Source organism: Cobetia sp. D5, assembly GCF_035666195.1.
Lineage (GTDB): Bacteria > Pseudomonadota > Gammaproteobacteria > Pseudomonadales > Halomonadaceae > Cobetia > Cobetia amphilecti.
In genome coordinates, this window is the sequence record NZ_CP142020.1 from 3,970,882 (window position 1) to 3,996,340 (window position 25,459).

Below are 25,459 nucleotides of genomic sequence, written 5' to 3' on the forward strand. Positions count from 1 at the left end.
CTCTCAGAAGTAAGGGCCCAGTTCCATCTCGCTTTGCACTACTGTCCAGGAGGCACCATTGCCGCCCCCCGTGCCCATCGCGTTGATACGGAAGGCATCCAGGCGCGTGCCCACCGCATTCACTTCGTTGCTGGCATTCAGCGGCGGCTCGCCGACCTTGCCCAGATACTCGATCACATAGGCCCCGATGACCGCACCGGTATCACTGTCCAGCGTCTGGATACCGCTGGCTTGCCAATCCGCTTCCGAGAGCGGGTTGATCGGCGGTGCATCCTCGGGCAGTGCCAGCATCAGGCCAGCCGAGTCATCGAAGCTGTCCAGGCTCCAGGTGCCATCCTCCAGGCTTTCCTGCAGCGCACGCTCACCGATGCTCAGGCTGGTTTCCGCGTTGTAATAGGACTGCTCGAAGTTGCGGCTGTTGACGGCCATGCGTGTCTGCAGCTGACTGTCCTCGACCCCGGTCACGGCCAGCAGGCCGATCACGACCAGCATGATCAACACGATCAGCAAGGCGATGCCTTGCTGACGTGCCGGCCCCCGGGTGACCGCGCAGACTCTGGACGTTGAAGACGATGTATTCATCAGCTGCCCCTCAGTTGCAGATTGCGCGGTGTGAACGTGAGATTGAAGGTTCGCGTCAAACGCCCATCGTTATCCCCGCCCGGCACCACTCCCGGCAGGCTCTCGAGCGTGAGTGCGATCTCGATACGGCGCACCTCATCCCAACGGCCTTCGCTGCGCACCGTGGCGGCCGGCACCTTGACGCGGTCGACACTGCCATTGCCGGTGGTATCCAGACTGAAGCTGACATCGAAGCCCTGTACGCCGGAGGCCAGTTCTTCGCGTGCGAAAGCGGCATCGATACGGTCGATATACAGTGAACGCACCGAAGAATCGTCAGCCTGGTCATCCAGCCGCAGCTCCCAGGCCTGCACCGGGTAGAGATAGGCGTTCGAGGACTGAGAGCTGCCGTAGGAACGTGACAGGGTGTCATTGGTTTCCACATTGCCCTGGGTGGTGCCCGACACCCTGAAGACATCGGTGCTGCTGCAATCACTGACCAGCGCATACTCGTTGGTCACGAAGGCATCTTCGCTGCCGTTGCGCACGGACAGGGGGCCGCCCAGCGACGTCATGCTGCTGGTCAGCGTGGTTTCATCGCCGTCCTTGCTGGCAGCGACGAACGTCAGATTGAAATAGCTGAGGCCCCGCTGGGTACGCTGCTGCCCCCCGAAAGGCGCCGTGAGGTCATGGGACGCATCCACCGAGCTGGCATTAGTGATATCGCGGCTATTGGCACAGCCTGCGTAGCCCACATTGCGCATCAGCGGCTGGAGCCGGAAGGACACGTAGCGGGCCGATTCCTGCAGATAGGAAAGCGCCTCCTGGGTGCTCACGGTGCTGCGTGAGGTCGAGAACATCTGCACGGCCATCGCCGTGATCAACAGCCCCAGCACCAGGCTGATCATCAGCTCGACAAGCCCCACACCCGCCTGGCGCTTCATGCCATGAGGGCGGGTGGTGGCGGGGGCGAAGCGTCGGCGGACCGATGCAGGGGAACAGCGATTCATGGCTCTACCTCGAAACGATAGGTCTGCTGGTCAACTCCCCCGCTGATGGGGTCACTCCACTGCACCTGGACACTGACATCGTGAACGCCGATACCGGCGCCGCCGACAACACGCTCGTCGACTTCCACGCTGCCGACGCCGCTGGTCAGCGTGGAGCCGATGATGGCGTCACGCCAATCAATGATGTCCTGGTCCGCCAGCTCTGCGGGCACGCAGTCCGAGCTGCATCCATCCGCGGGCGCATTGGTGGTATCGGCATCATCATATTGATCGATGGCCTCAAGGTTGGCGCGGATACGCTCAGCCATGTCCAGCGACAGCAGTTGTGCCACGGTATTGCTGTAGCTGACGCGCTGATGCTGAAGCGTCTGAACTTGCAACAACCCCAGCCCCAGCAGGGAAACCCCCAGCAGCATGACCGCGACCAGCGCCTCGATCAGGCCGACGCCGCGCTGTGAATGCCGAGCGGAACGGCGCCGTTGCAGGCGAGACAGCAATGTCTTCCTCAGCGCTCTCGGCTGCAGGGCTTGCTTGAGGGATGTGATCATCAACGATGCTGTCATGAGCAGTCCCCTCCTGATTCAAGGCGCACACGGCCTGAAGGCGCCACTACCACAGAGGTAGCATCGGAGGCCGCACAGAACACCAGCGTACTGTTGCCACTCGTCAGCGTGCCGCGATCGTTGTAGGTGATCCTGGAGGCGCCCCCCGACTGGGCAACCGCATTGCTGTCCTGATGGATCCACAGGCGGTCGTCGAGGGTGAAGTTGGAAGTACTCCCGACATAGACGACCCAGCCATTCGCCCAGTCATCGTCGCAGGTCGTGGGATTGGGGGTGGCAACGCTCGGCGCATAGGGACAGACACTCACATCCACACCGCGCGTGGTAGCGGTGCTGCGCGCCATGCCGAGCGCATGGGTCAGGGCACGCACATCGGACTCCACCTGAGAGCGCTGCACCAGGCCTTGCCAGGCCGGCACCGCCCAGGTCGCGATGATGGCAATGATCGCCACTGTCACGACCAGCTCGATCAGGGTGAAACCACGGGATTGGCGCATGAGAGATACTTCTCCTTGCCGCTAAGGGTCGACCGGCCATGCCGGACTCGAGTCTGTCTTCTGGGGGCCCACCATCACCAGCACCGACCTCCTCCTTCGGCACCGGTATTCATGTCCTGGTCCATCCACAGCACGCCGCAGTCATCATTGAGTTGTGCCCCTTGAGGCGTCGCCTGCAGGACGAAGGCCGAGGCAGACAGACTGCGATACGTGATCAGGTAGCGAAGATTGCCACCGCCGTCCTCTATACGGCTGACGCCATCCGTCGGCTGGTCATCATCCCCCACGGGCGCCTCGGAGAAATTCTGGTAGTAGAAGCCATGCAGCTGTCTGGCCTGCTGCCCCAGTGCCTGCTGGGCATGCGAGCGCCAGCTGCGCTCCACATAACCGAGATAGGAGGGAATGGCGACCGCCGCCAGAATGCCGATGATCGCGACCACCATCATCATCTCGATCAGGGTGAAGCCCTTGGCCCGACGCCTGCCAGCTGCCCCGCGCCCCGGTCTCGGCTTGCGGCGTGCACCTGCACTGCTGACACCGGTGACCGAGAACAGTCGTGGCATGGGGAATTCTCCAGAGTACGAACCATACCTCTATTATGTATCATTTTGGTAACTGCGCATTACATTTTTTTTCAATACGCACCAGATTGATCAACGATCGTGCTCAAGAATGCCGTTGCTTATACAAGAAACTGCTGAATTGGATGGCAAAATGCGAATGGCGCGCACAAAAAAGCCGCGACAGGGTCGCGGCTTCTTCACTGGCAGAAACTTACAAGGCGTTACAGCTCGCGGATCTGATCCGAGGCGATCAAGCGCTCCTTGAGCTCCTTGGGCATCGAGAAGACGATGTTTTCCTCCTGGCCCTCGAGCTCCTCGGGCGCCGAGGCTCCCAGCGCCATCAGACGATCGATCACGCCCTGCACCAGCACTTCGGGGGCACTGGCCCCGGCGGTGATGCCGATGCTGCCGATCCCCTCGAGCCAGCTGGCCTCGATCTGCTGCGCATCGTCGATCAACCAGGCGGGGGTCTGCATGCGCTCGGCCAGTTCGCGCAGGCGATTGGAGTTGGAGCTGTTGGGGCTGCCGACCACCAGCACCACATCGCAGGCTTCCGCCAGCATGCGCACGGCGTCCTGGCGATTCTGGGTCGCGTAGCAGATGTCATCCTTGCGCGGGCCCTGAATCGCCGGGAAACGTTCGCGCAGCGCGTCGATCACCCGCGCCGTATCATCCATCGAGAGCGTGGTCTGGGTGACGAAGGCCAGCTGCTCCGGGTCCTTGACCTCCAGACGCGCCACATCGGACTCGTCTTCCACCAGATGGATGGTGCCACCCTTGGAAGTGTCATAGCGGCCCATGGTGCCCTCGACCTCCGGGTGGCCCTCATGACCGATCAGCACGCAATCCTGGCCCTTGCGCGCATAGCGCAGGACTTCCATGTGCACCTTGGTCACCAGCGGACAGGTGGCATCGAAGACCTTGAGGTTGCGACGCTCGGCCTCTTCTTGCACGGCACGCGAGACACCGTGTGCCGAGAAGATGACGATGACGTCATCCGGCACTTCGTGCAGTTCCTCGACGAAGATGGCGCCGCGCTCCTTGAGGGAGTCGACCACGAAACGGTTGTGCACCACCTCGTGACGCACGTAGATCGGCGGCCCGAACACGTCGAGCGCCCCGTTGACGATATCGATGGCGCGATCCACTCCGGCGCAGAAACCGCGCGGGTTGGCCAGCTTGATCTGCATGACAGGCTCCGCTTGATGGCGAGGTGCGCTCACGGGGAGCGCACCTCTGGAAAGAAGACTCAGTGCGTGGTCGCGGGGGCGACTGACAGTACCTCGACCTCGAAGGTCAGGGTACGCCCGGCCAGCGGGTGATTGAAGTCGACCTTGACGTCACGCTCATCGATCTCGCGGATGATGCCCGGCAGCTCCGAACCCGACGGCTCGGCGAAGGACATCACCATGCCGACCTCGATCTCTTCATCGAAGCTCTTGCGCGCCACGGTCTGGACGTTCTGCGGATTGTGCTGACCGAAGGCATGCTCCGGCGTGATCGTGAAGCTGCCGGTCTCGCCCGCCGCCATGCCCATGATCGAACGCTCGAAGCCCGGCGGCAGATTGCCGTCACCCACCTGGAAGGTGGCCGGTGTCTTGTCGAAGGTGGAGTCCACCTCGGTGCCGTCTTCCAGACGCAGACGGAAATGGAGGCTGACCTCCATGTTATCGGCGATACGATGCTCGCTCATGCTGACCTCGCTTGTGGCGCTCATTCGGAGCGGCCACGGAAAGATTCAAGAATCAGTGCCACGGCTCCCAGGCTGATGGCGACGTCCGCCACGTTGAAGGCCGGGAAGAAGGCATTGCCCAAGTGGAAGGACAGGAAGTCCACCACGTAGCCATGCACGACACGATCATAGAGATTGCCAAGCGCGCCCCCCAGCACCAGCGCGATGCCCAGCGCGGTGAAGGTCTCGTGACGCTTGAGGCGCGCAAGCCAGATGCTCAGGCCGATGGCTGCCACCACCGCGATGCCCGCAAACAACCAGCGCTGCCAGCCATCATGGCCGGCCAGAAAACTGAACGCCGCGCCGGTGTTGTGGAGCAGCGTCAGATTGAAGATCGGCAGCACTTCGTTGGCCTGACCATAGACCAGCGAACTGCTGGCCAGCCACTTGGTGGCCAGGTCCAGCACCACGATCACCAGCGACAGCCACAGCCAGCGCAGCGGCGAGCGCATCGGCTCACTGCCGGCCGAGGGGGTATCCGTCGCGGGGCCTTGTGAAGAAGACGTCATGTTACCTTCCTGTCGTGAAATGAGTCTGCGACCGGCAAGACACGAACGCCGGGCCAGAGCCCGGCGTTCGATATCAGCGCTCAGCGGAGGCTGAACGATGCCGCGGTCGCATCAGCGATCAAGCGAAGTGACGCGTCTCGCCTTCGCCATCCGGCAGGTTGGTCACGCAGCGGCTGCACAGCGTCGGATGTTCCGGCAGGGTGCCGACTTCCGGACGGTGGTGCCAGCAACGCTCGCACTTGGCATTCTCGCTGACCTTGACCGCCACCTTGAGGCCGGACACTTCGGTCTCTTCTGCCTCACCGGCCGCCTCGAGAGGCGCCAGGGTCACGCCGCTGGTCAGCATCACGAAGCGCAGCTCGTCGCCGAGACTTGCCAGCAGCGTGTTGAGCTCGTCGTTGACGTAGAGAGTGACTTCCGCCGCCAGACCGTTCTTGACCAGACCGGCGTTGCGCGCGCCTTCCAGCGTCTTGTTGACCGCCTGCTTGACGTGCAGCACCTGCTCCCAGAACTCACGCCCCATGGCCGCATCATCCGCCAGAGTCGTCAGGCCGGTGTAGGCCGTCTCGAGGAAGATGGTGTCCTTGCGCGGGCCCGGGATGTTGGCGTAGATCTCTTCACCGGTGAAGGAGAGGATCGGCGCCATCCAGCGTGCCAGTGCCTCGATCACGTGATACAGCGCCGTCTGGCAGCTACGACGCGCACGCGAGTTCGGCTGCGTGGTGTACTGGCGGTCCTTGATGACATCCAGATAGAAGCCGCCCAGCTCACGCGAGCAGAAGGTCAGTACCTGCTGGTAGATGTCGAGGAAGCGGTATTCCTCGTAGGCCAGCTCGACACGTGCCTGCAGCTGGGCGGCACGATCGACCACCCACTGGTCCAGCGCCAGCATGTCGTCAAAGGCCAGCGCATCACGCTCGGGCTCGAAGCCGTTCAGATTGGACAGCAGGAAGCGCGAGGTGTTGCGGATACGACGATAGGCATCGGCGGTACGCTTGAGGATCTCGTCCGAGACGGCCATCTCGCCGGAGTAGTCATTGGAGGACACCCACAGGCGCAGGATGTCGGCACCCAGCTTGTCCATCACCTGTTGCGGCGCGACCACGTTGCCGACGGACTTGGACATCTTGCGACCCTGCGCATCCACGGTGAAGCCGTGAGTCAGCAGCGCCTTGTAGGGCGCGTGGCCGTCGATGGCACAGCCGGTCAGCAGTGACGAGTGGAACCAGCCACGGTGCTGGTCGGAGCCTTCCAGGTACAGGTCGGCACGCGGGCCTTCCTCATGACCATGCGGGTGCGAGCCACGCAGCACATGCCAGTGGGTCGTCCCGGAGTCGAACCACACGTCCAGCGTGTCGGTGACCTTCTCGTAGTTCTCGGCCTCATCGCCCAGCAGCTCCTGGCTGTCGAGTGACCACCAGGCATCGATGCCGTGCTCGGCGACGCGATCGGCGACCGCTTCCATCAGCGCCACGCTGTCGGGGTGCAGTTCCCCCGTCGCGCGATGCAGGAACAGCGGAATCGGCACGCCCCAGTTGCGCTGACGCGAGATGCACCAGTCCGGACGGTTGGCGATCATGCTCTTCAGGCGCGCCTGACCCCAGGCCGGGATGAAGGCGGTGTCCTCGATGGCGGACAGCGCCTTGTCACGCAGAGTCACGCCGTCGGTGCCGGCAATGTCCATGCCGACGAACCACTGGGCCGTCGCGCGATAGATGACCGGGGTCTTGTGGCGCCAGCAGTGCATGTAGCTGTGAGAGATCTTCTCGTGCGCCATCAGCGCACCGAGCTCTTCCAGACGCGCGACGATGTTCGGGTTGGCCTTCCAGATGAACTGGCCACCGAATTCCGGCAGGTCCGGCACGTACACGCCGTTACCCTGCACCGGGCTTTCGATCTCGTCGAAGCTCATGCCGTAACGACGGCAGGTATGGAAGTCATCCTCGCCGTAGGCCGGCGCAGAGTGGACGATACCGGTACCGGCGCCAGTCTCGACGTAGTCGGCCAGATAGACCGGCGACAGACGATCGTATATCGGGTGACGGAAGTTGATCAGCTCCAGCGCCGCGCCGTTGACGGTCGCCAGCGTCTCGCCGCTCAGGCCGAAGCGCGCCAGGCTGTCCTCGACCAGTTCCTCGGCCAGCACCAGCAGGCGCTCGCCGGTGTCGACCAGCGAGTAGACGAAGTCCGGGTGAACGTTGAGCGCCTGGTTGGCCGGAATGGTCCACGGAGTGGTGGTCCAGATCACGATCGCCGCCGGCTTGCTCAGTGACTCGAGGCCGAAGGCCTTGGCCAGCGCCGCGCTATCGTCTGCCGCGAAGGCGACGTCGATGGCGTCAGAGGTCTTGTCGGCGTACTCGACTTCCGCTTCCGCCAGCGCAGAGCCGCAGTCGAAGCACCAGTTGACCGGCTTCAGGCCCTTGAAGACATAACCGCCCTTGACCATCTCGGCCAGCGCACGGATCTCGCCGGCTTCATTGGCGAAGTCCATGGAGCGATACGGGTTGCCCCAGTCACCGACGATGCCGAGACGGATGAACTCGTGCTTCTGGCCTTCCACCTGCACGCCGGCGTATTCACGGCAGAGGTGGCGCGCCTTCTCGGATTCGAGATGCTTGCCATGGGTCGTCTCGACCTTGTGCTCGATGGGCAGACCATGACAGTCCCACCCCGGCACGTAAGGCGCGTCGAAGCCCGCCATCGTCTTGGACTTGACGATGATGTCCTTGAGAATCTTGTTGACGGCATGACCGATGTGAATATTGCCGTTGGCATAGGGAGGGCCGTCGTGGAGCACGAAGCTCGGACGGCCCTTGCCTGCTTCACGCAGACGCGCGTAGAGGTCAATCTCGTTCCAGCGTGCCAGTTGGTCCGGCTCACGCTTGGGGAGATTGCCGCGCATCGGGAAGTCGGTATCGGGCAGATTCAAAGTGTGCTTGTAGTCGCTCATAGCCTTTCGGGTCAGCCGTCGTGGGGGCGGGAAGCCTGGGCTTCCCGAGCTGTGGAATCAGACACCTCAGCAGTGCCGTGTAAGGGTGCCGTCGGCGCATCCGTCATCAGTGCGCTCAGCGGACGGCTGGCCAGCGGCAGGTCAGCCATCGAGGTCATGCAATCGAGCAACGCCTGCTCATCACCGGCAGGCGTCTCGCCCGCGGCCAGCGCGAAGAAGCGCTTCACCAGGGCGATGTCGGCGTAGATGGCGGCCTTGAGGGCTTCCAGGCCATCGAAGCGCTGTTCACCGCGCAGGAAGGCGCAGAAGCTGACGCGCATCGGCTGGCCGTAGAGGTCTTCCGCGAAGTCCAACAGATGGACCTCGAGCACCGGTCGCGGCGTGCCAACCGTCGGGCGCCAGCCGATGTTGGCCACCGCCGGACAGTCGCGGCCGTCGGCAAGGTGCGCCATCACCGCGTAGACGCCGGAGACCGCCAGCGGCGCATTCGGCAGCGGCAGGTTGGCGGTCGGCACGCCCAGCGTGCGGCCCAGCTGGCGGTCCGCGACCACGCGCCCCTGCCAGTGGTGGGCACGCCCCAGCAGCCGGGCGGCCAGCGCCATGTCGCCTGCGGCCAGCACCTCACGCACGCGGGTGCTGGAAACACGCTCACCGGCGATCTCGAAGGTGCGGGTATGCTCCACCGCGAAGCCTTCGGCGGCGCCGATGCGCTCCAGCAGCGCGAAGTCTCCGGCGCGATCGCAGCCGAAGCGGAAGTCGTCACCGACCACCAGATGACGCACGCCGAGCCCATCGATCAGCACCTGCTCGATGAACTCACGTGCCGACAGCGAGCGCAGCGCCTCATTGAAGGGCAGACACAGTACGCGCTCGGCGCCATGGCTATCCAGCAGACGCACCTTGTCCGCCAGACGCGTCAGCCGCGGCGGCGCCTTGTCACCCGCGAAGAACTCACGCGGCTGCGGCTCGAACACCACCACCGTGGCGGGCAGACCATAGGCCGCCGCGCGCTCGCGAAGTTGCTCCAGAATCGCCTGGTGGCCGAGATGCACGCCATCGAAATTGCCGATGGTGGCCACACAGCCGCGACTGCCATCCTGCTTGCGCAGGCGGGCGAGATTGTGGAGTCCTCTGATCAAGTCCATGCGTGCATCACACAAGCCGCCGAAAGTGGTCGATTATAGCGAAGGGGCACGGCGCTGACAGCCACCGTTGCCCCGCCAGGGAGAAAACAGCTGGAACCGGGGGCACCAACCTGCATGGCACCCGGGCAGCAGACTCAGCTCTGCATGCGGAAATGGCGCGGGCGGACACCGCACAGCCCCAACCACACCGCATAGGCCAGTACACCGCCAACGACCAGCGCTCCCATCATCGCACAGCGCTCCCACAGGCCCCAACCAAGCCAGGTGGTCCAGTCCGGTGACAGCCACATCAGGCCGCCGCCCATCAGGGCACAACCGCCGATCAGGGTCAGCGAATAGCGTCCCCAGCCGGGCTGGAAGCGCAGCACGCCGTCACGATACAGGCCGCGTGCCAGCAGACCCGCATTGAGGAAGGCCGACAGCGCCGTGGCCAGCGCAAGCCCGGCGTGCGCCAGCGGCACGATCAGCGCCAGGTTGAAGGCCATGTTGGCGACCATCGCGATGATACCGATCTTGACCGGCGTTTTCGTGTCCTGACGCGCATAGAAGCCCGGCGCCAGCACCTTGATCAGCATGAAGGCAAGCAGACCGAAGCTGTAGGCGCGCAGACTCTGGGCCGACATCACCACATCGTTGTCGGTCATCGCGCCGTAGTGGAACAGGGTGATCAGCAGGGGTTCGGCCAGCACGCCGAGCGCCAGCGCCGCCGGCACACCGATCAACAGCACCGAACGCAGCGCCCAGTCGAGCATCTTCTGGAAGTGCTCCAGTGATTGCTCGGCGTGGCGCTTGGAGAGCGCCGGCAGGATCACCGTTCCGATGGCGATGCCGATGATGCCCAGCGGCAACTCGACCAGACGGTCGGAGTAATAGAGCCACGACACGCTGCCGGTGACCAGAAACGAGGCCAGCACGGTATCCAGCAGCAGATTGATCTGCGAGACCGAGACACCGAACAGCGCCGGGGTCATCAACTTGAGAATGCGGCGCACGCCTTCATGGGCAAAATTCGGCCATGGCTTGGGCATCAGGCCAAGCCGCAGCAGGAACGGCACCTGGAACAGCAGCTGCACGCCACCTGCGATCAACACGCCCCAGGCCAGCGCCATGGCGGGTGTCTCGAAGCGCGGGGCCAGCAACAGCGCCGCGCCGATCAGACTCAGGTTGAGCAGCACCGGCGTGATGGCCGGCACCGCAAAGCGATTCCAGGTATTGAGCACGCTGCCTGCGAAGGCGGTCAGCGAGATCAGCAGCAGATACGGGAAGGTCAGGCGCAGCATGTCGCCGGTCAGCGCCAGCTTGCCGGCATCGTCACCGAACCCGGGCGCGAAGACCCATACCAGCCAGGGCGCACACAGCATCGCAAGCGCGGTGATCAACGCGAGTATGACGCCAAGACTGCCGCTGACGGCGTCCAGCAACTCGCGGACCTCTTCCCGCGTCCGGCGAGTCGCATATTCCGACAGCACCGGAATGAAGGCCTGGTTGAAGGCACCCTCGGCAAACAGGCGGCGCATGAAGTTGGGGATCTTGAAGGCGACGAAGAAGGCGTCCGCCCCGCTGCCGGCGCCCAGCAGGGATGCGATGGTCACATCGCGCGCCAGGCCCAGCACGCGCGACAGCATCGTCATCACGCTGACGATCAACCCGGAGCGCAACAGACCACCCCGCACCGGCAGGCTGTCGCCCGAGCGGGTCTCGCCCTGGGCACTCGCCTGTGAAGCGGACTGCGCGGCGGCCTCGGCCTTGCCGTCTTCTCCCCTGACTTCCTTCTCGCCTGCGGGCGACTCATCCTGCGGCTTGCTCACCCTGACACCCCTCTCGCTTCCCTGACCTGACACCGATGTCATCCACTCGACAGACAGACACAAAAAAACCGGCCGAAGCCGGTTTTTTCACACTCACACGTCTTAGACAGCCAGTGCCTTGACGCGAGTGTTCAGACGGCTCTTCAGACGAGCGGCCTTCTTCTTGGACAGAATGTCCTTGTCGGCGTAACGGTCGAGGACCTTCTGCGCGACATTGAAAGCGGCCATGGAAGCAGCGTGATCGCCAGTCTTGACGGTCTTCAGCACGTTCTTGATGCTGGTACGCACGGCGGAACGCTGTGCGGAGTTGTGCTGACGACGAACTTCAGCCTGACGAGCGCGCTTACGTGCTTGCTTGGAATTTGCCACTTTGATGCTCCTTATGAGTCCACCCGTAGGCGCGTACTCATGAACTTGAATTTGGAAGACGTTGTCGCACCGCGACAGCGAGTCCGATCATCTCTCGCCTTTCGACACTGAAGTGAAGACTTTCGAGAAATCAGCGACTTGACGTGGAAGCCCCGCCAAACCTTCGCCATCGGGGCGGACCAGCACCCGACAGGACGGCAGAGTCTAGCATGACCCGAGCGCATATCGCCAGTCTGAGCTTGCCTGCGCCTGCCCCAGGCACAGACCCAGGCACAGAGCCAGGAAGCAGGCCTCATGGGTGCTACAGCACGATGAGGTTGTCGCGGTGGATCAGTTCCGGCGCCTCGATATAGCCCAGCGTCGCCTCGATCTGATGGCTGGGCAGGCCGAGAATCCGCCCGGCATCTTCGGCGCTATAATTCACCAGGCCCTTGGCGATGCGCTGGCCGGATTCATCGACGCACTGCACCAGATCACCGCGCTTGAAGGCGCCTTCGATCTTCCTGACGCCCACCGGCAACAGGCTGGAGCCACGCGTGGTCAACACATTGACGGCGCCGGCATCCAGCGTCAGGGTGCCGCGCACCTGCAGCTGCCCCGCGATCCAGCGCTTGCGCGCCGCGATCGGCGCATGCTCCGGCAAGAGGAGCGTGCCGAAGCGCTCACCGGAAGCCAGCCGGGTGATGACCTCGGGCTGACGACCAGAGGCGATCACGGTCAATGCGCCACTGCGCGCCGCCAGACGCGCCGCGCGCACCTTGGTCGCCATGCCGCCACGTCCGAGCACGCCGCCACCGCCGGCCACCTTGACCAGTATCGGGTCATCGGCCTGGGCTTCCTCGATCAGGCTGGCCGCCGGATCATGACGCGGGTCCGCATCATAGAGGCCTTCCTGATCGGTGAGCAGCAACAGCGCATCGGCCTCGAGCAGGTTGGCGACCAGCGCGCCGAGGGTGTCGTTGTCGCCGAAGCGGATCTCGTCGGTGACCACGGTGTCGTTCTCGTTGATCACCGGCACCACCCGCAGGTCGACCAGGGTGCGCAGCGCCGAGCGTGCATTCAGGTAGCGCTTGCGGTTGGAGAGGTCATCGTGGGTCAGCAGAATCTGCGCCGTGGTCAGGCCATGACGATGGAAATGCTCTTCATAGCACTGGGTCAGGCCGTTCTGACCGACCGCCGCTGCCGCCTGCAGCTCATGCACGCCGCTGGGGCGAGCCGACCAGCCCAGCCGCGACATGCCAACCGCGATCGCCCCGGAGGACACCACGATCACCTCGACACCCCGCGCGTGCAGCGCCGCGATCTGATCGACCCAACGGCCGATGCCGGCATCATCCAGCCCGCGGCCATCGTCGGTCAGCAGCGCACTGCCGATCTTGACCACCACGCGTCGTGCATTGGCCAAGGCCTCGCGCCCCGATTGACTACCCAGTTCCGCCACTTCCGCCACCTTCTGCTCCGACACCGCGCTCTCTCCTGTCATGTAATCCCCCGCCCGGCAGGCTCTGCCTCCCTGCTTGCCATTGTCTGCTCCCGCCAGCCCGCTGTCATCACTCCTCGCCGGCCCCGACAACGAAAACGCCCCGCCGCGAGACCATGAGGTTCGGGGCGGGGCGTGAATCGCGAAGCGGGTCGCTCGTCACTCGGTGGCTGCCGCGCAGGACAGCCACCGGACGAACTGAGACCTCAGGGCGCGTATTCGACTTCGACGTCGTAATCGTCGTCATTGAAGTCGTCATCGTCCTCTTCTTCGTCATCCTTCTTGCGCTTGCGACGTGTCAGGCGCTCTTCAGCGCGCTCCAGCGACTCGTTCTCCATGCGCGCCAGCAAGGCGGCATGCGCCTCGGCAGCTTCCGGATCTTCCGCCAGCTGCAGGCGTTGCTCGCCCAGCCAACGGTGAGCGGCCTGCACCAGCTCCTGAGTGCCGATACCGCTGGCCGCGGAGACGACGAACAGCTCGCCCTCCCAGCCCAGGCGCTCGACGAGGTCCTTGACCATAGCGTCGCGATCATCCTCGGGCAGCAGGTCGATCTTGTTGATCACCAGCCAGCGCGGCAGCTCCGTCAGTGCCGCGGAGAAGTTCTTGAGCTCCTTGAGGATCGCCTCGACCGCATAGGCCGGGTCGCTCTCGTCAAAGGGCGCAATGTCCACCACGTGCAGCAACAGGCGCGTACGCGTCAGGTGCTTGAGGAAGCGCAGACCCAGGCCAGCGCCGTCAGCAGCGCCTTCGATCAGACCGGGGATATCGGCCATCACGAAGTGCTGGTGGCTACCGATCTTCACGACACCGAGGTTCGGCACCAGGGTGGTGAACGGGTAGTTGGCGACCTTGGGCTTGGCGGCGGAGACGGCGCGGATCAGCGTCGACTTGCCGGCATTCGGCATGCCGAGCAGACCGACATCTGCCATCACCTTCATCTCGAAGCGCAGGTTGCGACGCTCGCCCCAGGTTCCCTTGGAGGTCTGGCGCGGCGCGCGGTTGGTCGAGGACTTGAAGTGGATGTTACCCAGACCACGACGTCCGCCCTGCGCGACCAGCAACAGCTGACCGATTTCCGTCACGTCACCGATGATCTCGAGGGTTTCCTCGTCGATCACGGTGGTGCCGACCGGCACCTTGACGATCAGGTCCTCGCCCGCCTTGCCTGCCATCTGGCGGCCTTGACCGGCATCGCCGCTCTCCGCCTGATAGTAGCGCTGGAACTTGAAGTCGATCAGGGTATTGAGCGAGTCATCCCCGATCAGGTACACACTGCCGCCGTGCCCGCCGTCGCCCCCATCGGGACCACCGCGCGGCACGTATTTTTCACGGCGAAAACTCAGGCAACCATTGCCGCCACGTCCGGCCTCTACAATGATCGACGCTTCATCAAGGAACTGCATGCTGCTCTCTCCTGACGACGACCCGGGCCGTCATGCGACAAAAAAGCCCCGCCTGGGCGGGGCTTCCTTGCAGACTGCCATGCGACACCGGGGCATCGAGCAGTCTGCGTAAGCTGTCAGACGTTTCAGGCAGAAACGATGCTGACGAACTTGCGGTTCTTCGGACCCTTGGTCTCGAACTTCACGTGGCCGTCGGCCAGAGCGAAGAGAGTGTGGTCCTTGCCGATGCCGACGCCAGTACCAGCGTGGAAACGGGTGCCGCGCTGACGCACGATGATGTTGCCGGCGATAGCCGCTTGGCCACCGAACAGCTTCACACCAAGGCGCTTGGATTCAGAATCGCGACCGTTGCGGGTAGAGCCCGCCGCCTTCTTATGTGCCATTGGATAATTCTCCTATGGTGGGTAGCGCTGCAATTAAGCAGAGATACCAGTGATCTTGACTTCGGTGAACCACTGACGGTGGCCCGCACGACGCATGGAGTGCTTCCGGCGACGGAACTTGATGATGGTGACCTTGTCGCCACGGCCGTGAGACACGACCTCGGCAGAAACCTTGGCACCTTCAACCAGCGGAGCGCCGACCTTGATGTCGTCGCCTTCAGCGACCATCAGGACTTCGTCAAACTGGATAGCTTCGCCAGTCGCGACTTCAAGCTTCTCGAGCTTCAGGGTCTGGCCTTCCTGAACGCGGTACTGCTTGCCACCGCTCTTGATAACTGCGTACATGATTCTCTCCATCGGACTCATCAAGGGTGTGCTCTTGGGTGGCCTGCTGCGAGTGGCGCCCCTTCTGGAGCCATCTGACAGGGAGCGGGATGAGTCACGGCCGCGTATTATAGCGCCACGTGCCGCGACCGACAAGCAATGTCAAGGTTTACGCGACCAATCGGCCGCCAGCCAGCGTCCTTGCGCGGGTGCACGCCTTGACGGCCATAGGGGTGCCCCATAGCATTACCGCCAAACGGCACGCCACGGCGGCCTCACCTCTCGCTACGGGCACGACGATCTCATGCAAGCCGACGCATCGACCCTTCACGCGGCAGTGGCAGATGACTTCGCCGCCGTCGACCGCACCATCCTCGCGCAGCTCGAGTCGCGCGTGCCGCTGGTCCAGACCATCGGTCAGTACATCATCCAGAGTGGTGGCAAACGCCTGCGCCCGGTGCTGGTGCTGCTGGCAGCCCGCGCGCTGGGCTATCAAGGCGAGAAACACGTTCATCTGGCCGCGCTGATCGAATTCATGCACACCTCGACCCTGCTGCACGATGATGTCGTGGATGAATCCAGCCTGCGGCGTGGCCGCTCCACCGCCAATGACACCTGGGGCAATGCGCCTTCGGTACTGGTCGGTGACTTCCTCTATTCGCGCTCCTTCCAGATGATGGTCGAAGTCGGCTCGATGGACGTGATGGCGATTCTCTCCGCCGCCACCTGCACCATCGCCGAGGGGGAAGTCCTGCAGCTGACCAATATCGGCAATGCCGACATTGATGAAGCTGCCTACTTCGAGACCATCCACGGCAAGACCGCCATGCTGTTCGAGGCGGCCGCACATGCCGGCGCGATTCTGGCCAGGGAAACCGACGACACCGTCACCCCGGCACAGGTCAGCGCGCTGCAGAACTATGGCCGCTACCTGGGCCTCGCCTTCCAGCTGATCGATGATCTGCTCGACTATCAGGGCGATGCCGAGACCATGGGCAAGAACGTCGGTGATGACCTGGCCGAAGGCAAGCCGACCCTGCCGTTGATTCGCGCCATGCAGGTCGGAAGCCCGGCGCAGGCCAGTCTGGTGCGCGGCGCCATCGAGAAAGGTGGGCTGGAGCAGCTCGACGAGGTACTGGAAGTGGTGCGCCTCACGGGCGGCCTCGACTATACCCGCAGCCGCGCCCAGGAGATGGCCGACAACGCCCTGAACGAGCTCAAGGCACTGCCGGAGAGCGAATTCCGCGACAGCCTCGAGCGCATCGCGCTGTTGAGCGTCGGCCGCCAGGCCTGATACCCGCATGACGATGGCCTGCCTGGCAGGTCGTCGGTCAGCTGGTCAGTCAGTCCATCATGACAGCAGAAAACCGCCGCCAACGTGGCGAGAAGCGCCGGCAGGACGGGGTAAAGAGAAGCGCGCTTCTCGACAGCGGAATTGCCCCTTGAGACTCAGATAAAACTTTTTGACCTCAAGGGCTTGCAAAGCAAAGCTGCCTGCGTATAATTCACCTCCGTCGAGACAAGCTCACGACGCATCGGAGTATAGCTCAGCTTGGTAGAGCGCTGCCTTCGGGAGGCAGAGGTCGTAGGTTCGAATCCTGCTACTCCGACCAGACATATGAAAAAGCCGCTGATCACTGATCAGCGGCTTTTTTGATGCTGGAAGGTTTTTCCTGCCTCACAAGCTTCCTTCTGCTTGCTCGCGCCTGCGACGCACTCCCCAACGCGCTACATCCCTCAGGATGCCCCATGCACACACTGCGTCTTGCCTTGCTGTCCCTGCTGCTGACCTCACTGCTCTCCGCCTGCGCCAGCCCGCGCGCCCAATGGGAAAAGCCCGGTGCCAACAGCACACAAGCCCACAATACCTATGCGGGCTGCCAGTACGAGCTTGGCCTGACCGACAAGTCCGCCAACGAGAAGCAGACACTGCTGAAATACTGCATGGAGCGCGACGGCTACCGCCTGCAGAGTTACTGATTCATAGCGCGCACTGAGCCATATCGAGCGGCGAGTCAGTCGGACATCCAGCTGTCACTCGCCTTGCGGGCCCGCTCGCGACCAGCACGTTCACGGTCGCGGCGGGCCTTTTGCTTGAGGTAGTAACTGCGCAGGGCAAGGCCGAGACCGAAGGCCAGCATCAGGGCGAACACCAGGCCCTGCCAAGGGCGGGCGGCATCGCCAAGCCAGGTCTCCAGCGCGACGATGGCGATCAGGCCGCTGGCCTGACTGGCAACGGCGATCGCACGGCTACGGTCATAATGATGTGACAGCATGGGGATATCCTTGCAGCGTCCTCGGCGGCAGAGCAATGCTCAGCGCGAGGCGTGGATGTCGAAGTCCGTCGATTATCGCATACTCGAGCCTCGCGACTGCAGCGCCTGCCGAGCGTTTGCCAAGCACTTGCCACATACAGTGGCCGACAGGCATTTCTGCCCTGAACGCTTCCCCGGACACCGCCAAAGGATAACCGCATGGATGCCATCGCCCTGGGCCCTGCCCTGATTTCCGTCGAACGCCTCTATGCCTTCGTGGCAGCCCTGGTGATGCTGATCGAGTTCTCGCTGCTGATTCGTCTGCTGGCACGCATGCACGCCAGGGGCACGACCGCGCCCGCTCACGATTCTCCCCCGCTGAGCCCCTCGCGCTGGTTCAATCGCATGCTGGTCAGCTGGGTGATCGGTGCGCGCCTCACTCATGTCGCACTGCACTGGGCAAGTTATCAGCAGGCACCGCTGGATATCCTCAAGCTGTGGCAACCGGGCTACCACCTGCTCGGCGGCATGCTGGCCGCGACCCTGGCCAGCCTGTGGCTGCTGCGCCGGCATGGCGCGATTCGCCAGGTCATCGCGCTGGGCAGTCTGACCCTGGGGCTGACCGCCTTCCTCGGCCTCAAGCAACTCGACCCGCTGGGCAACGACTCCGCCATCGAGGCGATGCCTGCCATCACCCTCAATCATCTGGATCGCCGCCCCGTGGCACTGAATGACATCCAGGACGAGCGCGTGATCGTCAATCTATGGGCCACCTGGTGCCCGCCCTGCCGGCGCGAGATGCCACTGCTGGCAGAGGCCGATCAGAGACCCGGCGTCACCGTGGTACTCGCCAATCAGGGCGAGCAGGCACTGGCGGTTACCCGCTTTCTGAAAAGCGAACAGCTGACGCTCGAGTACGCGCTGCTCGACCCCGCCATGCAACTGATGGCGCTGGCCGAGGCGCAGGGACTGCCCGCGACCCTCGTCTTCGATGGCGACGGACAGCTGATCGAGCGTCATATCGGCGAGCTGAGCCGCGCCCAGCTGGACGCCCTGCTACCGGCGTCACAGCCATAGTGCGACACGCCGCTGGCCTCGCTCGCTGCGACAAAGACGCTCGCCACAAGAAAAGGCGCTTAAGCCACGGCGTCTGATCCGGTAAGATACCGCGCCCCTGTATTCCCGATTCCCGTCTTTGTCCTACCCCGAGGCTTCATGAGCGACTTCATTCCCGGTCAGCGCTGGATCAGTGACGGCGAGGCTGATCTCGGCCTTGGCACCATCCTCAATGTCGACTTCCGCACCGTCACCGTGCTCTTTGCCGCCAGCGAAGAAACCCGCACCTACAGTCTGCGCGAAGCGCCCCTTACCCGGGTGGCCTTCGGCAATGGCGACCGCATCCAGTCCGACGATGGCGAATGGCTGATCGTCGATGACTTCAAGGAAGTGCGCGGCCAGATCGTCTACATCTGTGAGCGCAGCGGCGAGCATGCCGGCGAGCTCATCGAGCTTCCCGAAGCCCGCCTGAACGACAAGATGCAGTTCAATCAGGCGCGTGATCGCCTGCTGACCGGCCAGGTCGACCGCAATGACTGGTTCGACCTGCGCTACCGCACCCTGCGCCACTTCCATCGTGTCGAGCAGAGCCCGGCGCTGGGCCTGTCCGGCCCCAAGGTCGATCTGGTGCCGCACCAGCTCTACATCGCCGATGAAGTCTCGCGCCGTCACGCGCCGCGCGTACTGCTGGCCGATGAAGTCGGCCTCGGCAAGACCATCGAAGCCGGCCTGATCCTGCACCGCCTGCTGCTCAGCGGCCGCGCCAGCCGAGCGCTGATCCTGGTACCGGCGAGCCTGACCCACCAGTGGCTGGTCGAGATGTTGCGCCGCTTCGCGCTGGATGTCTCGCTGCTCGACGAGGAGCAGTGCAAGGCCTACGGCACGCGCAATCCCTTCGAAGGCAACCAGATCATTCTGGCCAGCCAGGACTGGCTGTTCGCCAACCCGTCGCGTCAGATCCAGGCTGCCGCCTGCGACTGGGACATGCTGATCGTCGATGAGGCCCACCACCTCGACTGGAGCGAAGACAAGGTCGGCCCGGGCTACGCCTGTGTCGAATCCCTCGCTCGCCAGACCGCCGGTGTGCTGCTGCTGACCGCCACGCCGGAGCAGATGGGGCTCGAGAGCCACTTCGCGCGCCTGCGCCTGCTCGACCCGGAGCGCTATCACGACATCGAGCGCTTCAAGGCCGAGGAACAGGGCTATGTCGCCGTCGCCAGCGCCATCGACGCCCTGGAAGCGCTGCCCGCCGATCAGTCCGGTCTCGACAGCCTCGCCAGCGTGCTGGATGACAGCGACAGCCGCGCCCTGCTCGACACCCTGATGGACAGTGATGCCGACGATGCCCAGCGCGACAGCGCGCGTCGCCAGCTGCGCGACCAGCTGCTCGACCGCCATGGCACCGGCCGCGTGATGTTCCGCAACTCACGTACCCATGTCGCCGGCTTCCCCGAGCGTCGCCTGCACGTCCACGAGCTGGAACTGCCCTCCTCCTACCGTCGTGTAGTGCGCAAGCTGGAGCGTGACGAGGACTACCTCGATGACCTGCTGATCGAGACCGGCATGAACCACCCCGAGGTGGTGTTATTCCTCGATGAGATGTACCGATCGCTGCCCGATGACCGCATGAACGCGGAGCCCTGGTGGCAGATCGACCCGCGCGTCATGTGGCTGCTGGAAACCCTGACCGACCTCGGCAACGAGAAGGCACTGGTGATCTGTCATACCGCCGATACCGCGCGCGAGCTGTCCGAAGGCCTGCGCGTGCTGGGCGGCGTGCATGCGCCGGTCTTCCATGAGGGCATGAGCCTGGTCGAGCGCGACCGTGCCGCCGCGGCCTTCGCCTCCGAAGAGGAAGGCGTGCAGCTGCTGGTGTGCTCGGAAATCGGCTCGGAAGGTCGCAACTTCCAGTTCTGCCACCACCTGGTGATGTTCGACCTGCCGGTGCATCCGGACCAGCTCGAACAGCGCATCGGGCGCCTGGACCGCATCGGTCAGCAGTTCCCGATCGAGATCCACGTGCCGGTCTTCGAAGGCTCGCCGGGCGCCCAGCTGCTGCGCTGGTACCGTGATGGCATGGACGCCTTCAGCGCGCCGCACGGCATCGGCAGCGAGCTCTACGCCCAGTTCGGCGACGAGCTGGAAGAAGCCCTGCTCGACAGCGAAGAGATCGACAGCATCATCGAGCAGACCCGCGAGCGCTTCGACGCCCTGCAGGAAGAGCGTCAGTCCGGCCGCAACCGCCTGCTGGAACTCAATGCCTGCCGTCACGAGCGCGCCGAGGAAGTCATCGCCGCCATCGAGACGCTGGACAATGACAAGGCGCTGCCCGGCTATCTGGAGCGCGCCTTCGACATCTTCGGCATCGAGAGCCGGGACCTCGGCGACGGCATCACCTATCTGGCACCGGGCCCGCACATGCTCGACGGTCTGCCTGGGCTGGTGAAGGGCGAGGAAGGCTTCAGCGTCACCAGTGACCGCGCCACCGCGCTGTCACGCGAAGACGTGCAGCACCTGTCGTGGGAGCACCCGCTGGTACGCGAGATGCTGGTCCGTATCCTGGACGGCTCGATGGGCAACACCGCGCTGGCGCTGCTCAAGCACCCGGCGATTCCCGGTGGCCGCCTGATGACGGAAGTGGTGTTCCGCACCCAGTCCACCGCGCCGCGCGGCCTGCGTCTGGGCCGCTTCCTGCCGCCGACCGCCATCCGTGTGCTGCTGGATGAAACCGGCAGCAACCTGTCCGACAAGGTGTCCTTCGGCGGACTGGCCAAGAACCTCAAGCCGGTCAAGAAGGCGGTCGCACGCGACCTGATCAAGCAGAGCCACGCCACGCTGCGCAAGCTGATGAGCGATGCCGAGCAGGAAGCCGAGCGCGAACTGCCGACCATCGTCGAGCAGGCCCAGCAGCAGATGCGCGAGCAGCTCAGTGCCGAACTGGCGCGCCTGGAAGCCCTGGCCAGCCACAACCCGGCCGTGCGCGAGGAAGAGCTCGAAGCGCTGCGTCAGGAACGTGCCGCGCTGGATGGCGCCATCGAGACTACCCGTCTGCGCCTGGACAGCGTGCGCGTCATCGTCACCGTGGATGCCCACGAGCGTTGAGCTGACCGCAGGCGTCAGTGATGCACCTGAAACGCCCCACCCGCCATCGGCAGGTGGGGCGTTTTGCCGTGTGCGCCAGCGACAATGGCCCGCTGGACTTGCCAGATCGACCAGCGGCCGCGACGATGCCATCGCCTGCGCGTCGCGACTCGCGGCCCGTCACTTGCGCTTCATCACTTCCGCTTCACCCTTTTCGTTTCATCCTATCGTTTCATTACTACAGAGCACCCTCATGGCGAGATCATACCCAGAGAGCGACGAGGCAGCGTCAGGGCAGAGCTGGCAGGGAGAGCGCCTGGCCGAGGAAGGCGAGCGTGTCGCAAAGGTGGGACTGTCGCTGCTGGCCGCGGGCGATGACTGGTGGGCCATCGACAAGCCGGCCGAGCTGCCCTCGGTGCCGGGGCGTGACCCTTCGCGCTTCGACAGTGTCCATTCGCGCCTGTGTCAGCTGAGCGACGATACCCGCGCCGTGCACCGTCTGGATGTGGCGACCTCCGGGGTGCTGCTGGTGGCGCGCAACGTCGAGGGCCAGCGGCGGCTGTCACGGCTCTTCCAGTCGCGCACCATCGAGAAACGCTACCTGGCCGTGGTGGCAGGGCATCTCACGCCCGCCGAGGGCAGCATCGCCCTGCCGCTGCGCTGTGACTGGCCACGCCGCCCGCGTCAGATCGTCGACTTCACGCATGGCAAGTCGGCACTGACGCATTATCGGGTCGAGCAGCATCTGACGCTCGAGGGCCAGCGCCCGGATGGTACGCCTCAGACCCTCGCCGCCAGCCGTGTATCGCTGACGCCGCATACCGGGCGCTCACACCAGCTACGCCTGCATATGCTGGCGCTCGGCCATCCGATCATCGGTGATGGCTTCTATGCGCGCGGAGCGGCACTCAATGCCAGCCCGCGCCTGTTGCTGCATGCGGCGCGCCTGGTGATTCCGCCAGCCAGCGACAGCGAGTCACCGCCACTGGTGCTGGAAGCGCCGCTGCCCTTCTAGCATCGCCTTGCTGCCAAGACTCACTTGCGTGACAGGATATCGGCGAAGGCCACGTCGAGGGTCGGGTAGTCGAAGGTGAAGCCGGCAGCCAGCAGACGCGCCGGCACCATGCGGGCGCCTTCCAGCAGCAGGGTGCTCATTTCCCCCAGCCCCAGCTCAAGCGCCTTGGCCGGCAGCGGCAGAATCGCCGGACGCCCCAGACCGCGAGCCAGAGCGTGGGTGAAGCCCATGTTGGTGACCGGATGTGGCGCGCTGGCATTGAAGGCACCGCTGAGACTGTCATCCGCCAGCAGACGCTCGATGATGCGAATCATGTCGTGGCGGTGGATCCACGGCATGTAATGGCGCCCATCACCCAGCCGCCCCCCGAGCCCGAGCTTGAAGGGCGTCAGCAGCTTGGCCAGCGTGCCGCCATCGACCTCCATCACCAGGCCAGTGCGGATGATGGCCAGTCGCACGCCGTATTCGGTGACGGGCATGGCGGCCGCTTCCCAGTCGCGACACAGGCGATGATTGAAATCGTCGTGAGGCGTCGCCTGCTCGTCGATCTCGACATCGCCCGGCTCGCCCGCCCTGGGCTGTGCGCCGTAATAGCCCATCGCCGAACCGGACACCATCACCTGCGGCGCATGGCCTTCGACGGCCAGCTGCTGACACAGCATCACCAGATGCTCGGTGGTCTCCAGCCGCGAACGCCGTAGCTCACGCTTGTGATCCTCGCTCCAGCGCCGCCCGGCTATCGACTCCCCCGCCAGATTGACGATGCCCTCAGGCTGCCAATCCTTGAAGGCCAGCGACGAATCCGCCGCGACCACCGTCAGCCCCAGGTCGGCAAACTGGCGCTCAGCACGCTCCGGGCGGCGCGATACGACCGCCAGCGAGTGACCCGCAGCGGCTAGTGACTGACACAGCGCCTGGCCGACGAACCCCGTTGCACCTGTTATCAATATTCGCATGTTGCCCTCCTCGGCGATGAAGCATCGAGTGTGCCGACTTCCGCCATAAATCTATACTTATATTGTACAATTATGCGCAAGAAGTTAACTTTAGCGTATCTGCTGTCGGGTCACATGACGACCCGTCCCCCCCCTGAACACCGCCCGCGCAGGAGTCGCCTCCAGATGCCAGTATCGTCCATCGCCATCATCGGTGCCGGTATCGCCGGATTGTCCGCCGCTACCCGACTCGCCGCCCAGGGCCATGCAGTGACGATATTCGAGAAGGCACGCGGCCCCGGCGGACGCCTGGCCAGTCGCCGAACGAGCGAAGGCCCCATCGACATCGGCGCGCAATACTTCACGGCGCGTGATCCACGCTTCCAGTCCGCGCTCGAGCAGTGGCGGGCCGCAGGCGTCGTCGCAACTTGGGGTGAGAGGCTGTTGAGTCTCGGCAAGTCGGCATCTGACGAGAGCCAATGGCAGCGGCTGCGCGATGATTCCACCCGCTACGTGGCCAGTCCGCGCATGAGCGCCCTGAGCCGCCACCTCAGTGAACAGCTGCCGGCCCACGCCAGTCTGCACAGCGAAACGCGCATCACGCGCCTGATCGCGGACGAAGGCACAGCATCAGGCAAGCGCTGGCGACTCGAGGACAGCGACGGTGATCAGCACGGCCCCTTCGATCACGTGGTGGTCAGCGCACCGGCACCGCAGGCACGCGCCCTGCTGAGCACGGCCGGCACCGACGCCCAGGGGGCGGCGCTCGCCGAGGACTCGCTGGCCCCGGCCCTGAGTGAGGCGCTGGCGCAGGTGGAGATGGCGCCGACCTGGACACTGATGGCCACTCTGGAGACGCCGCTACCCGCGCTGGGGGGCGACGCTGACTGGCAAGGGTTGCTGGTCAGTCGCGGTGATGATGGTCCGCTGCGCTGCGTGATGCGCCAGCATTCGCGTCCCGGCCGCCAGGCACCGATGCATGCCCGGGAGACCCTGAGCCTGCTGGCGACCGCCGGCTGGAGCCGAGCGAATCTCGAGAAGTCGCCACAGGAAGTCGCGACCTTGCTGTGGCAGGCCTTCGAGGCACTGCCGGAGCTCCGCGAGCTGGCGCCGAGCTGGAGCCAGGGCAAGGTCACCCTTGCGGCGCATCGCTGGCGCTACGCTCACCCGACCCAGACACTGCCGCAGACCTCAGCGGCAGCCGGCCACAATGGCTATGACCAGAAGGGCTACGGCCAAGGGTCATCCGGGCTATGGCTGGCCGGAGACGCCCTGCGTGGCCCGCGCGTCGAGGACGCCTGGCTGTCAGGGCACGAGGTAGCCGAACAGCTGCTCAACACCCTCGCCGACAGCTGATACGCTGCCGCGACCCTTCATCGCCCACAGGATAGCTGCATGACTACGCCCACAGATCACGACAACGCCTTGATTCTATTGGCCCATGGGTCACGTGACCCGCGCTGGCGCGAGCCCTTCGAGGCACTGGAAGCCACACTGGCTTCCCGCCTCAAGCGCCCGACGCGTCTGGCCTATATGGAACTGTGCGATCCGCTGCTGACCGACACCATCGATGCCCTGGCGGCAGACGGTGCCGCGCGTATCGACATCCTGCCGCTGTTCTTCGCGGCCGGCCGTCATCTGCGTGAAGACGTGCCCGCCATGCTGGAAGACTCGCAGCGCCAGCACCCCGACTGCCCCATCAGTCTGCTTGACCCGGTGGGTGCACATCCGGCCTTTGTCGAGGCCTTGATCCAGATTGTGGAGCAACAGGACAACGCCTAGACGGCCGATTTCATGACGGGACCTTCGGCGTCAAAGGC

General features: G+C 64.3%; 25 protein-coding genes and 1 tRNA gene. 8 read left to right on the forward strand and 18 right to left on the reverse strand.

What is annotated here, in order from left to right:
- Nucleotides 1-3 precede the first annotated feature (3 nt).
- The 16 genes from U0O11_RS16430 to rplU all read right to left on the reverse strand — a co-directional run bounded on the left by U0O11_RS16430 (nt 4) and on the right by rplU (nt 15,318).
- Nucleotides 4-582: a pilus assembly PilX family protein gene (locus tag U0O11_RS16430; protein ID WP_131432819.1), complete on the reverse strand. Its 579-nt coding sequence runs from the start codon at nt 580-582 to the stop codon at nt 4-6.
- Nucleotides 582-1,571, reverse strand: coding sequence for a prepilin-type N-terminal cleavage/methylation domain-containing protein (locus U0O11_RS16435; protein ID WP_192839447.1), 990 nt, complete (start codon nt 1,569-1,571; stop codon nt 582-584). The genes U0O11_RS16430 and U0O11_RS16435 overlap by 1 nt, the downstream gene beginning before the upstream one ends.
- Nucleotides 1,568-2,134 carry a type IV pilus modification protein PilV gene (gene pilV, locus U0O11_RS16440; RefSeq protein ID WP_082388834.1) on the reverse strand — a complete coding sequence of 189 codons (567 nt, stop codon included), beginning with the start codon at nt 2,132-2,134 and terminating at the stop codon, nt 1,568-1,570. The genes U0O11_RS16435 and pilV overlap by 4 nt, the downstream gene beginning before the upstream one ends.
- On the reverse strand, nt 2,131-2,631 hold the full coding sequence (locus tag U0O11_RS16445) for a GspH/FimT family pseudopilin (RefSeq protein WP_176678500.1): 501 nt from the start codon (nt 2,629-2,631) through the stop codon (nt 2,131-2,133). The genes pilV and U0O11_RS16445 overlap by 4 nt, the downstream gene beginning before the upstream one ends.
- A gap of 74 nt (nt 2,632-2,705) precedes the next feature.
- On the reverse strand, nt 2,706-3,194 hold the full coding sequence (locus tag U0O11_RS16450) for a type IV pilin protein (protein WP_107335846.1): 489 nt from the start codon (nt 3,192-3,194) through the stop codon (nt 2,706-2,708).
- Between the two features lie 221 nt (nt 3,195-3,415).
- Complete coding sequence (gene ispH, locus U0O11_RS16455) at nt 3,416-4,384, reverse strand: 4-hydroxy-3-methylbut-2-enyl diphosphate reductase (protein ID WP_052384823.1); 969 nt, start codon at nt 4,382-4,384, stop codon at nt 3,416-3,418.
- A 59-nt stretch (nt 4,385-4,443) separates the two neighbouring features.
- Complete coding sequence (gene fkpB, locus U0O11_RS16460; protein WP_043335961.1) at nt 4,444-4,887, reverse strand: FKBP-type peptidyl-prolyl cis-trans isomerase; 444 nt, start codon at nt 4,885-4,887, stop codon at nt 4,444-4,446.
- 20 nt (nt 4,888-4,907) lie between these two features.
- Nucleotides 4,908-5,435 carry a signal peptidase II gene (gene lspA, locus U0O11_RS16465; protein ID WP_279837337.1) on the reverse strand — a complete coding sequence of 176 codons (528 nt, stop codon included), beginning with the start codon at nt 5,433-5,435 and terminating at the stop codon, nt 4,908-4,910.
- Nucleotides 5,436-5,553: 118 nt separating this feature from the next.
- On the reverse strand, nt 5,554-8,385 hold the full coding sequence (gene ileS, locus U0O11_RS16470; protein ID WP_279837339.1) for an isoleucine--tRNA ligase: 2,832 nt from the start codon (nt 8,383-8,385) through the stop codon (nt 5,554-5,556).
- 11 nt (nt 8,386-8,396) lie between these two features.
- Entirely contained in the window at nt 8,397-9,530 is a 1,134-nt protein-coding gene (gene ribF / locus U0O11_RS16475) for a bifunctional riboflavin kinase/FAD synthetase (protein ID WP_324690765.1), read from the reverse strand.
- 134 nt (nt 9,531-9,664) lie between these two features.
- The gene (gene murJ / locus U0O11_RS16480) at nt 9,665-11,161 is read right to left on the reverse strand and encodes a murein biosynthesis integral membrane protein MurJ (protein WP_234368289.1); all 1,497 of its coding nucleotides are present in this window, start codon (nt 11,159-11,161) and stop codon (nt 9,665-9,667) included.
- Between the two features lie 279 nt (nt 11,162-11,440).
- Nucleotides 11,441-11,707 carry a 30S ribosomal protein S20 gene (rpsT, locus tag U0O11_RS16485; protein WP_043335965.1) on the reverse strand — a complete coding sequence of 89 codons (267 nt, stop codon included), beginning with the start codon at nt 11,705-11,707 and terminating at the stop codon, nt 11,441-11,443.
- A 301-nt stretch (nt 11,708-12,008) separates the two neighbouring features.
- Nucleotides 12,009-13,172 (reverse strand): glutamate 5-kinase, encoded by a 1,164-nt coding sequence (proB, locus tag U0O11_RS16490; RefSeq protein WP_425337742.1) that lies wholly within the window; start codon nt 13,170-13,172, stop codon nt 12,009-12,011.
- 221 nt (nt 13,173-13,393) lie between these two features.
- Entirely contained in the window at nt 13,394-14,590 is a 1,197-nt protein-coding gene (gene cgtA / locus U0O11_RS16495; RefSeq protein WP_043335967.1) for an Obg family GTPase CgtA, read from the reverse strand.
- 125 nt (nt 14,591-14,715) lie between these two features.
- On the reverse strand, nt 14,716-14,973 hold the full coding sequence (gene rpmA, locus U0O11_RS16500; protein WP_043335969.1) for a 50S ribosomal protein L27: 258 nt from the start codon (nt 14,971-14,973) through the stop codon (nt 14,716-14,718).
- A 33-nt stretch (nt 14,974-15,006) separates the two neighbouring features.
- Nucleotides 15,007-15,318: a 50S ribosomal protein L21 gene (gene rplU / locus U0O11_RS16505; RefSeq protein WP_043335971.1), complete on the reverse strand. Its 312-nt coding sequence runs from the start codon at nt 15,316-15,318 to the stop codon at nt 15,007-15,009.
- 283 nt (nt 15,319-15,601) lie between these two features.
- Between rplU and ispB the strand changes: the two genes are divergently transcribed.
- The 3 genes from ispB (at nt 15,602) to U0O11_RS16520 (ending at nt 17,277) form a co-directional block, all read left to right on the forward strand.
- Nucleotides 15,602-16,591 (forward strand): octaprenyl diphosphate synthase, encoded by a 990-nt coding sequence (gene ispB, locus U0O11_RS16510; protein WP_107335841.1) that lies wholly within the window; start codon nt 15,602-15,604, stop codon nt 16,589-16,591.
- 242 nt (nt 16,592-16,833) lie between these two features.
- Nucleotides 16,834-16,910 (forward strand) — tRNA-Pro (locus U0O11_RS16515).
- Between the two features lie 136 nt (nt 16,911-17,046).
- On the forward strand, nt 17,047-17,277 hold the full coding sequence (locus U0O11_RS16520; RefSeq protein WP_054556922.1) for a hypothetical protein: 231 nt from the start codon (nt 17,047-17,049) through the stop codon (nt 17,275-17,277).
- A 35-nt stretch (nt 17,278-17,312) separates the two neighbouring features.
- On the opposite strand, the gene U0O11_RS16525 is transcribed toward U0O11_RS16520, so the two are convergent.
- The gene (locus U0O11_RS16525) at nt 17,313-17,573 is read right to left on the reverse strand and encodes a hypothetical protein (RefSeq protein WP_043335981.1); all 261 of its coding nucleotides are present in this window, start codon (nt 17,571-17,573) and stop codon (nt 17,313-17,315) included.
- Between the two features lie 198 nt (nt 17,574-17,771).
- On the opposite strand from U0O11_RS16525, the gene U0O11_RS16530 reads away from it, so the two are divergent.
- The 3 genes from U0O11_RS16530 (at nt 17,772) to U0O11_RS16540 (ending at nt 22,704) form a co-directional block, all read left to right on the forward strand.
- The gene (locus tag U0O11_RS16530) at nt 17,772-18,629 is read left to right on the forward strand and encodes a TlpA disulfide reductase family protein (RefSeq protein WP_324690769.1); all 858 of its coding nucleotides are present in this window, start codon (nt 17,772-17,774) and stop codon (nt 18,627-18,629) included.
- Nucleotides 18,630-18,767: 138 nt separating this feature from the next.
- Nucleotides 18,768-21,710 (forward strand): RNA polymerase-associated protein RapA, encoded by a 2,943-nt coding sequence (gene rapA, locus U0O11_RS16535; protein WP_324690770.1) that lies wholly within the window; start codon nt 18,768-18,770, stop codon nt 21,708-21,710.
- 232 nt (nt 21,711-21,942) lie between these two features.
- Nucleotides 21,943-22,704: an RluA family pseudouridine synthase gene (locus U0O11_RS16540; protein WP_324690771.1), complete on the forward strand. Its 762-nt coding sequence runs from the start codon at nt 21,943-21,945 to the stop codon at nt 22,702-22,704.
- Nucleotides 22,705-22,724: 20 nt separating this feature from the next.
- On the opposite strand, the gene U0O11_RS16545 is transcribed toward U0O11_RS16540, so the two are convergent.
- Nucleotides 22,725-23,660 carry a TIGR01777 family oxidoreductase gene (locus U0O11_RS16545; RefSeq protein ID WP_324690773.1) on the reverse strand — a complete coding sequence of 312 codons (936 nt, stop codon included), beginning with the start codon at nt 23,658-23,660 and terminating at the stop codon, nt 22,725-22,727.
- Between the two features lie 165 nt (nt 23,661-23,825).
- Here U0O11_RS16545 and U0O11_RS16550 point away from each other — a divergent pair, with 165 nt between their 5' ends.
- Both U0O11_RS16550 and U0O11_RS16555 read left to right on the forward strand, forming a co-directional pair.
- A complete protein-coding gene (locus tag U0O11_RS16550; protein ID WP_324690775.1) occupies nt 23,826-24,995 on the forward strand; it encodes an NAD(P)/FAD-dependent oxidoreductase in 1,170 nt (389 codons plus the stop codon).
- A gap of 39 nt (nt 24,996-25,034) precedes the next feature.
- Nucleotides 25,035-25,421 carry a sirohydrochlorin chelatase gene (locus U0O11_RS16555; RefSeq protein ID WP_192839454.1) on the forward strand — a complete coding sequence of 129 codons (387 nt, stop codon included), beginning with the start codon at nt 25,035-25,037 and terminating at the stop codon, nt 25,419-25,421.
- The last annotated feature ends 38 nt before the right edge of the window (nt 25,422-25,459 follow it).